At 66.7% G+C, this 11,464-nt stretch carries 19 protein-coding genes; 13 read left to right on the top strand and 6 right to left on the bottom strand.

Annotation, left to right across the window (positions count from 1 at the left end):
* Positions 1-76 precede the first annotated feature (76 nt).
* Complete coding sequence (locus E6G92_03360; protein TMJ18877.1) at positions 77-547, top strand: Lrp/AsnC family transcriptional regulator; 471 nt, start codon at positions 77-79, stop codon at positions 545-547.
* A 67-nt stretch (positions 548-614) separates the two neighbouring features.
* Here the strand turns inward: E6G92_03360 and E6G92_03355 are convergent, their stop codons facing one another.
* Positions 615-1,013: a winged helix-turn-helix domain-containing protein gene (locus E6G92_03355; protein TMJ18876.1), complete on the bottom strand. Its 399-nt coding sequence runs from the start codon at positions 1,011-1,013 to the stop codon at positions 615-617.
* 461 nt (positions 1,014-1,474) lie between these two features.
* Here E6G92_03355 and E6G92_03350 point away from each other — a divergent pair, with 461 nt between their 5' ends.
* From E6G92_03350 to E6G92_03320, 7 genes are all read left to right on the top strand, one after another.
* The gene (locus E6G92_03350) at positions 1,475-2,113 is read left to right on the top strand and encodes a sigma-70 family RNA polymerase sigma factor (protein ID TMJ18875.1); all 639 of its coding nucleotides are present in this window, start codon (positions 1,475-1,477) and stop codon (positions 2,111-2,113) included.
* A 28-nt stretch (positions 2,114-2,141) separates the two neighbouring features.
* Positions 2,142-2,363, top strand: a complete 222-nt coding sequence (locus tag E6G92_03345; protein TMJ18874.1) for a RebB like protein — start codon at positions 2,142-2,144, stop codon at positions 2,361-2,363.
* A 38-nt stretch (positions 2,364-2,401) separates the two neighbouring features.
* The gene (locus tag E6G92_03340; GenBank protein ID TMJ18873.1) at positions 2,402-2,782 is read left to right on the top strand and encodes a hypothetical protein; all 381 of its coding nucleotides are present in this window, start codon (positions 2,402-2,404) and stop codon (positions 2,780-2,782) included.
* A gap of 104 nt (positions 2,783-2,886) precedes the next feature.
* Positions 2,887-3,738 carry a hypothetical protein gene (locus E6G92_03335; protein ID TMJ18872.1) on the top strand — a complete coding sequence of 284 codons (852 nt, stop codon included), beginning with the start codon at positions 2,887-2,889 and terminating at the stop codon, positions 3,736-3,738.
* A 43-nt stretch (positions 3,739-3,781) separates the two neighbouring features.
* Positions 3,782-4,189, top strand: a complete 408-nt coding sequence (locus E6G92_03330) for a hypothetical protein (protein ID TMJ18871.1) — start codon at positions 3,782-3,784, stop codon at positions 4,187-4,189.
* 14 nt (positions 4,190-4,203) lie between these two features.
* Entirely contained in the window at positions 4,204-4,515 is a 312-nt protein-coding gene (locus E6G92_03325; protein ID TMJ18870.1) for a hypothetical protein, read from the top strand.
* A 43-nt stretch (positions 4,516-4,558) separates the two neighbouring features.
* Positions 4,559-4,864 carry an antirepresssor protein RebB gene (locus E6G92_03320; protein TMJ18869.1) on the top strand — a complete coding sequence of 102 codons (306 nt, stop codon included), beginning with the start codon at positions 4,559-4,561 and terminating at the stop codon, positions 4,862-4,864.
* Positions 4,865-4,920: 56 nt separating this feature from the next.
* Here the strand turns inward: E6G92_03320 and E6G92_03315 are convergent, their stop codons facing one another.
* Together E6G92_03315 and E6G92_03310 are read right to left on the bottom strand one after the other, a co-directional pair.
* Positions 4,921-6,228: an ATP-binding protein gene (locus E6G92_03315; GenBank protein ID TMJ20684.1), complete on the bottom strand. Its 1,308-nt coding sequence runs from the start codon at positions 6,226-6,228 to the stop codon at positions 4,921-4,923.
* A gap of 50 nt (positions 6,229-6,278) precedes the next feature.
* A complete protein-coding gene (locus tag E6G92_03310; protein ID TMJ18868.1) occupies positions 6,279-6,980 on the bottom strand; it encodes a hypothetical protein in 702 nt (233 codons plus the stop codon).
* Positions 6,981-7,476: 496 nt separating this feature from the next.
* Between E6G92_03310 and E6G92_03305 the strand changes: the two genes are divergently transcribed.
* From E6G92_03305 to E6G92_03290, 4 genes are all read left to right on the top strand, one after another.
* Positions 7,477-7,659, top strand: coding sequence for a type II toxin-antitoxin system HicA family toxin (locus E6G92_03305; GenBank protein TMJ18867.1), 183 nt, complete (start codon positions 7,477-7,479; stop codon positions 7,657-7,659).
* 15 nt (positions 7,660-7,674) lie between these two features.
* The gene (locus E6G92_03300; protein TMJ20683.1) at positions 7,675-8,106 is read left to right on the top strand and encodes a type II toxin-antitoxin system HicB family antitoxin; all 432 of its coding nucleotides are present in this window, start codon (positions 7,675-7,677) and stop codon (positions 8,104-8,106) included.
* Between the two features lie 255 nt (positions 8,107-8,361).
* Entirely contained in the window at positions 8,362-8,619 is a 258-nt protein-coding gene (locus tag E6G92_03295; GenBank protein ID TMJ18866.1) for a BrnT family toxin, read from the top strand.
* The gene (locus E6G92_03290; protein TMJ18865.1) at positions 8,612-8,911 is read left to right on the top strand and encodes a BrnA antitoxin family protein; all 300 of its coding nucleotides are present in this window, start codon (positions 8,612-8,614) and stop codon (positions 8,909-8,911) included. The genes E6G92_03295 and E6G92_03290 overlap by 8 nt, the downstream gene beginning before the upstream one ends.
* Positions 8,912-9,148: 237 nt before the next feature.
* On the opposite strand, the gene E6G92_03285 is transcribed toward E6G92_03290, so the two are convergent.
* Positions 9,149-9,466 carry a helix-turn-helix transcriptional regulator gene (locus E6G92_03285; protein ID TMJ18864.1) on the bottom strand — a complete coding sequence of 106 codons (318 nt, stop codon included), beginning with the start codon at positions 9,464-9,466 and terminating at the stop codon, positions 9,149-9,151.
* Positions 9,467-9,704: 238 nt separating this feature from the next.
* Here E6G92_03285 and E6G92_03280 point away from each other — a divergent pair, with 238 nt between their 5' ends.
* Positions 9,705-10,484: a hypothetical protein gene (locus E6G92_03280; GenBank protein ID TMJ18863.1), complete on the top strand. Its 780-nt coding sequence runs from the start codon at positions 9,705-9,707 to the stop codon at positions 10,482-10,484.
* Between the two features lie 111 nt (positions 10,485-10,595).
* On the opposite strand, the gene E6G92_03275 is transcribed toward E6G92_03280, so the two are convergent.
* Both E6G92_03275 and E6G92_03270 read right to left on the bottom strand, forming a co-directional pair.
* Positions 10,596-10,799 carry a hypothetical protein gene (locus E6G92_03275; protein ID TMJ18862.1) on the bottom strand — a complete coding sequence of 68 codons (204 nt, stop codon included), beginning with the start codon at positions 10,797-10,799 and terminating at the stop codon, positions 10,596-10,598.
* A 119-nt stretch (positions 10,800-10,918) separates the two neighbouring features.
* Complete coding sequence (locus tag E6G92_03270) at positions 10,919-11,461, bottom strand: hypothetical protein (protein ID TMJ18861.1); 543 nt, start codon at positions 11,459-11,461, stop codon at positions 10,919-10,921.
* Between the last annotated feature and the right edge of the window lie 3 nt (positions 11,462-11,464).

Genomic DNA, 11,464 nt, shown 5'->3' with positions numbered 1-11,464 from the left:
ACCCGCGCAAAGGCTTATCAATCTCGCCGCGATATCGCCCTTTCGTGAAACATGCGTTTCATGATATGTGCAGATCATGAATGAAGAAGCCCATCTCGACCCGATAGACCGGCGGATCGTTCGCGCCCTTCAGCGCGACGCGAGCCTCAGCCACGCCGCCCTCGCCGAGACCGTCGGCGCCTCCGCGGCCTCGGTCTGGCGCCGGGTCCGCGCGCTCGAAAAAGCGGGCGTGCTCGGCCCCTCGGTCCGCCTCGCCGACCCCGCACGCCTCGGCCGCGCGGTCAACGTCATGTGCCAGGTCCGGATGCACCGCCAGACGGTCGACGCCCGCGCCGAGTTCGAGGCGTTCATCGGCTCGCGCGAGGAGATCGTCGAATGCTACGCCATGTCGGGCGAGTGGGACTATCTGCTGCGCATTGCCGTGCGCGACGTCGCCGATTACGACCGCTTCATCCGCCAGGGCGTCCTCGCCCACCCCAGCGTCGCCAACGCGGCCTCGAACTTCGCGCTTCGGCAGGTCAAGTACACGACCGAAATCCCGGTCTAGGTTGCCCGACTTTGCGGGGCGCCGCTTCGCCGGGACCACTCCCCTTTTTGGACCGCAACCTCGATTCCTAAATCAGTCGGATCAACGCGGCACGGTCCTGCACGCTGGGCAGCTCGCCGCCGCGATAGGCGATCGCGCCGCGCCGCGCGAACGCCTTCAGGCACCTGTTCACCTTCGGCCGGCTCGCCCCGACCGCCTGGGCGATGGTCGCCTGGCTCATCCTCAGCGACGGCGTCCGCCGCTCGAGCCGCTGCATGTCGAGCAGAAAGACCGCGACCCGCGCCTCGAGCGAGTGGAAGGACACCGATTCGAGCTTGCGCAGCAGCTCCCGCTGCTCCTCCGCGAGCGCTCGGGCGATCCGCGCCCAAAGGTCCGCGCCGGCGACCTCGGCGAGAGATCGCCACGGGATCGAGAGCGCGCTTCCATCGTCCCCGGCCAGCGTCTCCCTTTCCGCCGGCAAGGACATGACAGATTCGGGCAGACCGGCTATCTCTCCCGGCCCGCGAAACGAAACGATCAATTCGTTTCCGTCATGATGGATGAGGCGCTGTATCAGCCAGCCAGAATGGACGAGGAGGATCGTCCTCGCGGCCGCGCCGAAAGACTGGACGACATCGCCTTTATTAAAATTTTTTCGACTGGAAGAATACTGACTTCATTTCGGAGTCCGACATGGACGAAAACAGTGCGCTCCGCCGCATGGTTGAGATGAATTCGAATCGATCGTCAGTCACAGGCACGTTCCCCCTATCCTGTCCCCGCGCAGTTCAACCATATTGTCGCTCTTTTTGTCCAGCGTCTTGTTTTGTACCGATTATGATAGAAACTCCGCCCCTCCTTCGTACGGTTTTTCATCGCCTCATGTTACCCCGGTAACAATCGCGCGCGTTGTCGACTGATAGGCCTGCCCTTTTTCGGGAACGGCCTATGCTCGAACTGGAACTTCTCGACAGCGATACGGCGCCGCCGAAGCCGCTCGAGCTCATCATCGAAGAAAACCGCCAAGCGGTGCGCCTCGCCTGGACGCAATCATATCCCGCGCTCGTGTCGCGCGCGGCCTCGTTCTTCCGGGGCGACCGCGATCGCGGCGAGGATCTGGTATCCCGGGCGACGGCGCGGATCCTCGATTTCGTCGCCAGGCACGACCGGCCGCTGCGGGAAGTCGGCGGGCTCTATTTCCTCGTCTTGCGCAATCTTGCCATCGACGAATATCGCCAGGCGCGCCGCGGCGCGCTGCTCTACGACAGGACCGTCGACGTTCACTCGGAAGCCGACAGCTGGCGGCTTCCGTCCTGTGGAACCGACGTCCACGCCCAACTGGCGACGAGCCAGGCCCTCGCCGCGCTCGACGCATTGCTCGACCGCCTTTCCGGGGAGGCGCGCGAGCTGTTCGTCCAGCGCTTCCTGGAGCATCGGTCCTACAGCGAGATCGCGCCGTCCCTCGGGATCAGCGAGGCGGGCGCGCGCAAGCGGGTGCAGAAGCTCCGCCAGGCGCTTGCCGGCTGGTTTTCCGCCTGTTCGCGCGAGGGCGTCACGGACCGCCGGCCCGCGCGTCTAAGCTCGTGAACCTGTCTGAACCAGGGAGCCGCCGCTCATGCCGGAACATGTCAATGCCCAGATCACCGACGCCATCACCCAGACCAACGTCAAGGTGCTGGCCGAGGCGCCGGCCCAGGCGATGGCCGCCTTCTACCAGATCATGGCCAGCGCCAACGGCATCGCCGGCCAGAACGCGGTCAGCAATCAGCACAACCTCAACCAGCTCAACGCCACCATCGTCGCCAAGGCGATCCAGATGATCGAGAGCGGCAGTTGAGGCGCGCGGTCCCTGCTTCCAACACCGGGAGAGTTTGAATGAGCCTCGACGATCCAAGCTCCGACAGCCGCACGCCGGGCATGGTGATGGTCCAGGAAGCGGTCCGGTTCACCAATCGCAAGGTCCTGGATCCGACCAAGGGCCTTTCGGGCGAGATCCTGCCGACCGGCATGCAGGTCGGCGCGAACGCGCTCGCTGACCAGGCCGGCGCGATGATGATCCAGGACATGCGCAGCTTCCTGCAGAGCATGGAGATGATCATGGTTCCCGCCACCGCCCGCGCGCTCAACGAGTCGCTCGAAGACAATCCCGCAGGCCCGGCGACGCTCGTCCTGATCCAGGAGCTGATGGGCGAGCTCCCGGTCTTCGCCGGGGCGATCATCACCGAGGCCGCCGAAACCAAGACGGTGTTCGCGTGAGGCCGCGCGCCGAAAGGCCGCGCGGCGCCCGCACCGCTCGCCGCCGGCGCGAGCGCGCAGTCCCGACCCTTCCAGCCCCGCCCGCGATCACAGGAGAAAGCGCAATGAACGTGATCCCGTTCAACGTCCCCGGCCTTCCCGAACCGGAGGGCTTGTCCAGCCGGTTCGTCTTCAAGCCGATCGCCGTCGACACCAGCGATCCCCAGGCCGGGCCCAGGATCGCGCATCGGCCCGGCGCTCGGGCGGGCGCCGCGTCCGACTGGCACGGGGACGGCGTCCTGTGCATCTATCCCGAGATCGAAACCATCGGCCACCTGTTCCGCGCCAGCCTCCACACCCGGCAGAGGGAGCCGGTTCCGGCGATGGTCGTCTCCACCCAGTCGACCGACGGCCTCTGCGCGATCTTCGGCTTCGGCCAGAACGAGGACCTTCCCCAGCTCACCGTCGACATCCTGCCCGCGGAACATCTGCCGCTCATTCTCGGCCGCGACGGGGGCGCCGCCTCGATCGACCTCGGCCGAATCGACGATCGGCTGGAGATCAGCCAGACCTTCGCCTTCAATTCGTTCGGAGTGATCTCGCGGGTCGCCAACGATCTCGTGCACGCGCCCAAGCCGGAAACCCGAAGGCACGGCAGCAAGCCCATCTTCACCCTTAACGACGACACCAGCTCGATCGCCGACGTCTGCAGCTTCTACATGTCGCGTGCGCTGGCGCTGGCCCCGGTCGACGACACCTATGGCGGCCGGGCCCTCGGCGCCAATTTGATGGGCGGGCCGGATTGGGTCTGGCAATTGCTGTGGAAGCCGGCCGCCGTTCGCTGCGTCGCCGCCTTCGCCACGGTCTTCGTCCTCACCCGGCTGTCGATCAGCGTCCGCCGGGCCCGGGGCGAGACGGTCTTCGCCCTCGATTACAATCGCCGCGCCAACTGGCCCGATCCGCCGGCCAACGAATGACCCGCGGCCGCCACTGCTCCTCGATCCTGAACGGAACAAAGCCATGACCAGCGAATCGGCGCGAGGCGCCAGCGAAGCCCCGCCGCCGGGGGTGAACGCGGTGGAACATTCATTCGATCGCACCCACGCTTTGCTTGGCAGGTTCCGCGAAGAGCTTGCCGTTCTCATCCACAGGGTGCACCGCGACGTCGACCGCCTGCGCGAAATCGCGCTGGGCGAGCCCGGGCCCACGCCCTGGATCGACCCCATGCTCTCGGAGAGCGCGGCCGAGGAGCGGCGCCTCGCCGAGATGGCCCGCGAGGAGCGGGCGGTGCAGAGAACGACGGAGATGGTCAACGAGCTGATGGACGCGCGGTTCAGGACCCTCACGAGCCTGATCGACGCGAAGGTCAAGCAGAATGCCGGCGCGCTTCAGAAGCTGCGCTCCGGCGCGTCACGCGGCAAGCCTTGAGGCGTCCTATTCCCATGAACAACGACGGGACCGAACCGATGGTCGATATTGATCCCCGCTTTGCCGAAGCCCTCGCCTACGACGTCAACGCCGACGTCATCGGGCTGACGCCGGCGGTCAGCCTCGCCAGCCTGATGGTTGCGCACGTCGCCACCGTGGCCAGGGACCAGCTCGCGGCAAGCAATCAGTATCAGCTCAACGCGATGAGCGCGATGCTCGAGCTGACCAGGGAATATGGCGAACGCGGCGCGCGAACGAGCCTTGCCGTCAAAGAAGCACTCGACCTGGTGAAGCAGGTCGTTGCCACTGCCCAGGCGTCTTCGTGAGGCGCGCTGGCCGTTCAACCCCGTCTTGAAAAGGAACAGACTGATGCCAGACTATCCGGAGCACTATCGGGTCAACCCGCAGGTCACCGACGCGGTCACCCAGTCGAACGTCAAGGTCCTGGCCGACGGCCCCGCGATCGCGATGGGCACGATCTACCAGTCGCTGGCCCAGGCGACCGGGCTGATGTTCCAGAACGCCGTCACCACCCAGAACTCGCAGAACATCCTGCAGCAGGCGGCGACGACCCAGGGCGTCATCCAGCTGTTCAGCGTCGACACGCTGGCCGACGCGGACGCCTCGGTCGGCCTCGCCGAGAGCCTGGCGCAGATCCTCCGCACCGGCACCTGATCATCCCGGTCCGGCCCTACTCCCCGCGGCGGCTCCCCGGAGCCGCCGCTTCCTTTTTAGAGCATGCGAATCCGCGGCTCGGCGCGCGGCGCGGCCAGCTCGGCCATCGCCCAGACGAGGGCGTCGGCCCGGTCGGGCGACTTGCCCGGCCCCTCATAGCCGCCGGCGAGCGTCAGCCCCGCAAGCTCGTCCTCGAGCGCCGGAAACCGCCCCGCCAGCCGCGCCCGCCCGCTCTCGAACAGGGCCGCGACCGGCTCGGCCCGCGCCACCTTGCCCCGGCTGGCGCTGACCAGCCGCACCGGCAGCCGCGCCTCGATGCTCCTCAGCACGCTCTCGACCATGTCGCCGCCCTGGTTCTGCTCGGCGATCACCCGGTCCGCGCCCCAGTCCCGAGCCGCCGCCGCCACCGCCCGCGCCCAGCCCTCGGGCCTCAAGCCCGCCACGCTGCGGTCGTCGAGCACATAGGCGATCTCGTCCGCGCCAAGAGCGCAAACCACGATCCCGCACGCCCCCTCGACGCTCGCCGGCGGATCGACACCGACCACGACGCGCCCGAAGGGACAGTTACTAGTAACTGTCCCCAACTGAACCCGCCCCTTCTCCATGATCTCCCGCGGAAACAGCGCCCCCTCCGGCTGGTCGAACAGCACCCCCTCCAGCTCCTGCCGCCCGAGCCGGGTGCCTCCATAAGCCGCCTCGGCCCAGCGCACGAACGCGCCCGACGCATGGACATTCTCCGCCATCGTCCCGTTCGTCTCGACCGTCCCCGAATCCGCCCGCACGCGCCGCAGGATCGCGCCCGAACGCGGCGTGGTGGTGACGATCGCCCGCGGCCGCTCGCCCAGCCTCAGCCCGAGCATCAGATTGTCCCACGCCGCCTCCGCCCGCCGCCATTTGGCGAGCTCGTCGCACCAGGCGAAATGATGCTCGGGGCCGCGAAGCGCTTCCGGCGCCGCGCCCGAATAGGGAAAGGCCTCCGCCCCGTTCGGGAATTCCAGCACGCCCCGCGTCGGCCGCCAGCGCAGGCGCTCGTCGCTCCGCGCCACGGCGAGCAGCCCGCTCGGCCCCTCGATCATCACCTTGGTCACCTCGTCGCGGGTCGCCCCGGCCAGCGCGATCCGCGCGCCCGGATTCTCCCGCGCCCTTGCGCTGACCCACTCCGCCCCGGCCCGGGTCTTGCCGAAATTGCGCCCGGCCATCAGCAGCCACACGCGCCAGTGGCCCGAGCCTGCCCCGGCGGAGGCCGCCGGCTCCTGCTGCCCGCCATGCGCCTGCCAGGCGAAGAATTCCTCGCTGATCCTTCTCAGCACCGGCGGCGGCAGCCCGCGAAAATACCACGCCCACGCCGCCTCGCCCTCCAGCATCCGCGCCGCCACCCGCATCATCGCCCCGAAATCGGCGGTATCGTGGGCGGTCATTGAATATCCTCCCCGGCACGGGGAGGGGGACCATCCGTAGGATGGTGGAGGGGGCCCGGATTCGGAGGCGGCAATTCGGACTCCCGTGAAGCGGCCACGTTCGGGGCCCCCTCCACCCCCGCTTCGCGGCGGTCCCCCTCCCCGTCCCGGGGAGGAGTTTCAGCGCTCCGCCCAGCCCGCTCCGCCCGAACCCGCGCCCGAAACGCCCTCAGCCTTCCCGCCAGCGATTCCCGCACCTCAGCATTGGTCGCCACCCGCGGCGCGGCGCCCGCCTTGGGCCAGCCCGCCAGCCGCCGCTCGCTCTCGCGAAGGATCGCGAGACCGATCTGCGGATCGACGTCCGCCATCTCCGGCGCGTCGAGATCGCCGTCGATCCCCCGCCGCGGCGCCGCCTTGCTCTCCAGCAGCTTGGCCTTCAGCCGCGCCACCCCCTGCTCCAGCGCCCGGTCCCAGTCGGCGGCGAAATCGGCGTCGTTCATCCGGTGCCTGAACGCCGTCTTGTAGTTGATCCCGGCCTGCTCGGCGGCGAGCGACACGTTCGCCGTCGCCGCGAACCATTCGAGAAACACGCCCCGCCGCTCCTCGTCGAACAGCTTGCGCCCACCCGTCCGCGCCACCTGCACGTCGCGATGCTTGTTCGCCTGCAACCGGGCCTCCGGCCCAACCCCGTCATTGCGAGCGCCGCAGGCGCGCGGCAATCCAGCCCTCTTCTGTCGACCCGCAATCCCTTTCCCGCTCCGACCCTTTCGCTCAGCCATCCCGCCCTCCTTCAGGCACAAAAAAGGGCCGCAACGGCGAATGCCGCGCAGCCGGTTTTCTTGCTTCCCGAGTGGCGACTCGCACTTCGCCACTCTGTCTTCTTTTTACCTTACCAGAGTCACACTGTCAAGCGAAACGAACCAATCAGGCGCTTTCCTACAAACGCCTCTGTGCGCGCAGAGAGGCACAAGTCGGACGCGAAATCCAACAGAATCAAAGAAAATTGCGCGCAATAAATATTTTCAAGGGGCCGATTCCGGCCTCAATCAACCGACTTCCTGCGACTCGGAGTCGCGGAAGTCCTCCGCGTCATCCCGGGCATCCACCTTCTTTTGCGTCTTCGCGGATTCGCGTGAACGACACCGTTCGCGAAAAAACAGACATTCATGTCTACACCGACTTGACAAAACACGGACACATATGTCCACATAAGGCATGAACAGCAGCCAGTTCCGCCGCTATCTCGCCGGGCATGGCTGCACGTTCGAGGAAGGCAAGAGGCATACCCTGGTCCGGCGCGGCGACAAGATGGCCGCCCTCCCGCGGCACGGCGGGAGCAAGCAGCTGGGCACCGGCCTGATGCGGGCGATCAGGAAGGACTTGGGAATCGAGGATTGAGCCATGGAGCGCGCGATGAACACCTATCCGATCGTCCTCACGCCGGACGACAACGGCACCTTTCTGGTGACCTTCCCCGACGTCCCCGGCGCAATCAGCTACGGAGCGACCGAGGCCCAAGCGCTGGAAAATGCGGCGGATGCGCTGGAGACGCTATTTTCCGGCCTCATCGCCGACCGCCGGGATATTCCGGCACCCTCCCGGCCGCGCGGCCGGCCGACGGTCACGCTGTCGCTGCTCGGCGCCCTCAAGCTCTCCGTCTATCGCGCCATGCGCGCGCAGGGGTGGCGCAAGGCCGACCTGGCCCGCGCGATGAACCTCAACCCCCGCCAGGTCGATCGCCTGCTCGACCTGCGCCACGCCTCGACGGTGGCCCAACTGGCCTTGGCCCTGAAGGTGTGCGGGCGCCGCGCCGAAGTGGAAACGCGGGATTTGGCGGCGGCGTAGCGCCAAGCGCCCCGAGCGCAGTGCAGCGATTACGCAGCAATCGTCGCGCAGCGCGAAGAGGGGCGCAGGCCGGCCGACAGGTGGGCGCAGCCCAGCCTGATCGACGTCACGGGATTCACTCCGGTGACGGCCCTCCCCGTCATCCCGGACCTGATCCGAGATCCACCTTCTTCGCGCCCTTCTTTGCGCCTTCGCGGCTTCGCGTGAAACGAATCCGTGCGCTTGCAAAAGGCATTTAACGTATATACATGAAATATGAACCATGAATTCGATCCGGCAAAGGACGAGGCGAATCTCGCCGCGCACGGCCTGAGGCTGAGCGACTTCGCCGGCTTCGACACGGAGGTCGCGGTCGTGGAAGACAAGCGCTTCGACTATGGCGAGCGCCGCTTCCGCGCCTTCGGGCGGATCGATGGCAAGGGCTATTGCCTGGTCCTCACTGTCCGCGACGGCAGGGAGCGGCTGATCAGCTTCCGCCGCTGCCACGAGAAGGAGATGCGCCGCTATGAATGACGAACCTCGGCGGCCCCCGCCCCCACCCGACGGCGAGTATGACGAAAACCCCGAATGGACCGAGGAGGATTTCGCCAACGCCCGCCCGGCTTCGGAGGTGCTCGGCCCCGAAATGGCCGCCCGCCTGATGCGCCAGCGCGGCCGCCCGGCCATGGCCGCCGGCGAGCGGAAGGAAGCGGTCTCGATCCGCCTCTCCCCCGACGTCCTCGCTCACTTCCGCGCCACCGGCGACGGCTGGCAGACCAGAATAGATGAAGCGCTCCGCGGCTATGTAGCCGCTCAGCGAATTTAGCGGAGTTCCCCTCCCGACCGTCCTGAGCCTGTCGAAGGGCGAGGCGCTGAGGAAGGTGGTGAAGGGGCGGCGCTAGGGGCGGCGTCCCATCCCCGTCATCCCGGACTTGATCCGGGATCCAACTTCTTCCTTCGCGTCTTCGCGTCTTCGCGTCTTCGCGCCTTCGCGCCTCCGCGTGCAAAACAAAAAACGATCGGTTCACGCAAAGCCGCGAAGGACGCGAAGAGGGGCGTGCAATCAGCTCAGCGCAAAGCTGGTCTCAACCACCCCTTCGCCGGATTCTACCACCAGCCGAAGCCGCTTGCCCTTGGCCTCGGCGATCCGCTCCAGGACGGACAGGCTGGGGTCGCCCCGAACCTCGATCTTCGAGACGTTCGACTGCGTGACGCCGAGCAGCCCGGCCACTTCGGCCTGGGTCAGGCCGAGCGCCTTGCGCAGGCTCCGCATCAAGGCGATCCGCGGCTCCAGCTCCCGGCGCAGCTGGCCGATATGCTCCTGTGCCTTCGGAGAGAGGTCGGGCTCCCACTTGACCAAATCAGGCTTGTTCTTCGCCATATCCCAGTGTCCTCATCGGACATCATCCGACATCATCGGTCTGGCATCTAGAATATTCCTGCATGGAATACAAACCCCAGAAATATGCGAAGGATCGCTGCACACGGCCCCCCTCGCCCGTCATTCCGGCGGGGGCCGGGATCCAGCTTCTTGCGTCTTCGGGCCTTTTCTGTCCTGAGCCTGTCGAAGGGGCGTGAACCGTCCCACCCAGTCTTTGCGGGATGCGAATCCGCATGGCATGAAAGGCCCGATGGTCGCCTCTTCGCTCATTCGATCTCCGTGGCCGGCGGGCTTTCCCGATGTCGTCGTCCACACCTCGGTCCACGACCGGGATGTCTACGAGGGTTATGCCGCGGCGAAATCGGGCGACGCGGATGCGGCTCTCGCTCTCGCCATCGGACTCATCAGCGATGCCGGCGTTGCCCGGTTGAAACAGTTGATCGGCGACAGCGATTGCCTGCTGCTTCCGGTCATCGCCGACGAGGATGCGGGCTTCAACGCGATCCCCGATGCAATGGCTCAGGTACTCGGCCGCGACCTTGATCTGCAGGTCGTGGCCGGCGAGGTCGTGCAGACGAACAAGGTCGGGCATACGAGGGCCAGGACGTTCCAGCGCATCGTCACTCCCGCCACCTTCGCCGGCCCTGTCCTGCCAGGCGCGGCCTATGTTCTGGTCGATGATCATGTCGGCATCGGCGGCACGCTGGCCAATTTGCGCGGCCATGTGGAGGCGAGCGGCGGGACGGTGATCGCCATGACCGCGCTGACCGAGAGCCGCGACGGCCGCCGGATTTCGCTACGTCCCGAAACGCTCGCCATGCTACAGGAGCGCCATGGAGAAGCTCTCGACCAGCTCTGGCGAAGACATTTCGGTTACGGACTCGACTGCCTCACGGAAGCCGAGGCCCAAAACCTATGTCGTCAACCATCCGTTGTCGCCATCGAGGATTTCCTGGCTCAAGCGGCAATCGAAGCACGTGGCCGAGGTCTCGAAGCGGCGGTTGGGGACGGCAGCTAAGGGCTAAGCGCACTCCCGGCATTCCGGCGAAGGCCGGGTCGTCCCGGCGCAAGCCGGTAATTCCCCTCTTCGCGTCCTTCTTTGCGTCTTCGCGCCTTCGCGTGAACCAAATCACCTAGCGCTCTCCTCCGGCGCGGGCACGCCCGCATCGCGAAGGCACCTGGCAAGCTTCCTGTAGAGGTTCGGATGATAGCGGCGGCTCGCCGGGTCGTTGCTCGCGGTCGACGCGGTCAGCCCCGGGCCGGCCAGCTTGATCTGCTTCGAGACAGGATCGAACCAGACGCGCAGCTCCAGCGTGATCGATTTTCCCGCCATCCCGCCGACTCCCCAAACCTAGCCGTCATCCTGATTTCTCGGCAATTCGCTCCCCGAGAGTCTAAGGAACACCTGCCTGATCTGGCCGTCGGGACCTTGCACTGTCGCCATAATCCTCGTCAGGGCGGCCACTGCCCGATTCTTATTCCCGCCAGCGATGCGAGAAGATCGACAAGATGGTCGCTGGTTGCCAGCAACACTCCTTGCCGAACATGGCGGACGTCGAGCGCGTATTCCGCCTCAGCCGGGCCTAACTGTCGCCGCTCCCGCGTTAGGAAAGCGTCGAGCCTGGCGATCGCGTCGCGCGTCAGCCGCCGGTCGCGGATCGCCTGCTCGACCGCGGCGCGGGCTTCGAGCCAAGCCGACGTCCCCGGCGCGACAGGCACACTCGGCCGGGCTCGGTCCGGATAGATGGCGCGGCGAGCCACATCGACCGAGCGGCCAAACGCCGCATGGCTCTGCGCCACCTCGCGCTCAAGCCGCCAATATTGCGCATCGCGGGCGGGATCGGAGAAGTGGAAATCGGGACTTGGAAACGGCGTGGGGATCGGCGGCATGTCCGGCTGTTGGGGAGCCGCGGCGCAGGGCGTCATAACGAGTAGAATCGCGGTACAAGCTGCGAAGGTTGAACGCGCCGCGAACACAGAAAGTTTGCCCGTCATATT

This window comes from Alphaproteobacteria bacterium (assembly GCA_005883305.1).
GTDB lineage: Bacteria > Pseudomonadota > Alphaproteobacteria > Sphingomonadales > Sphingomonadaceae > Allosphingosinicella.
This window is presented reverse-complemented; position numbering and strand designations above follow the sequence as displayed.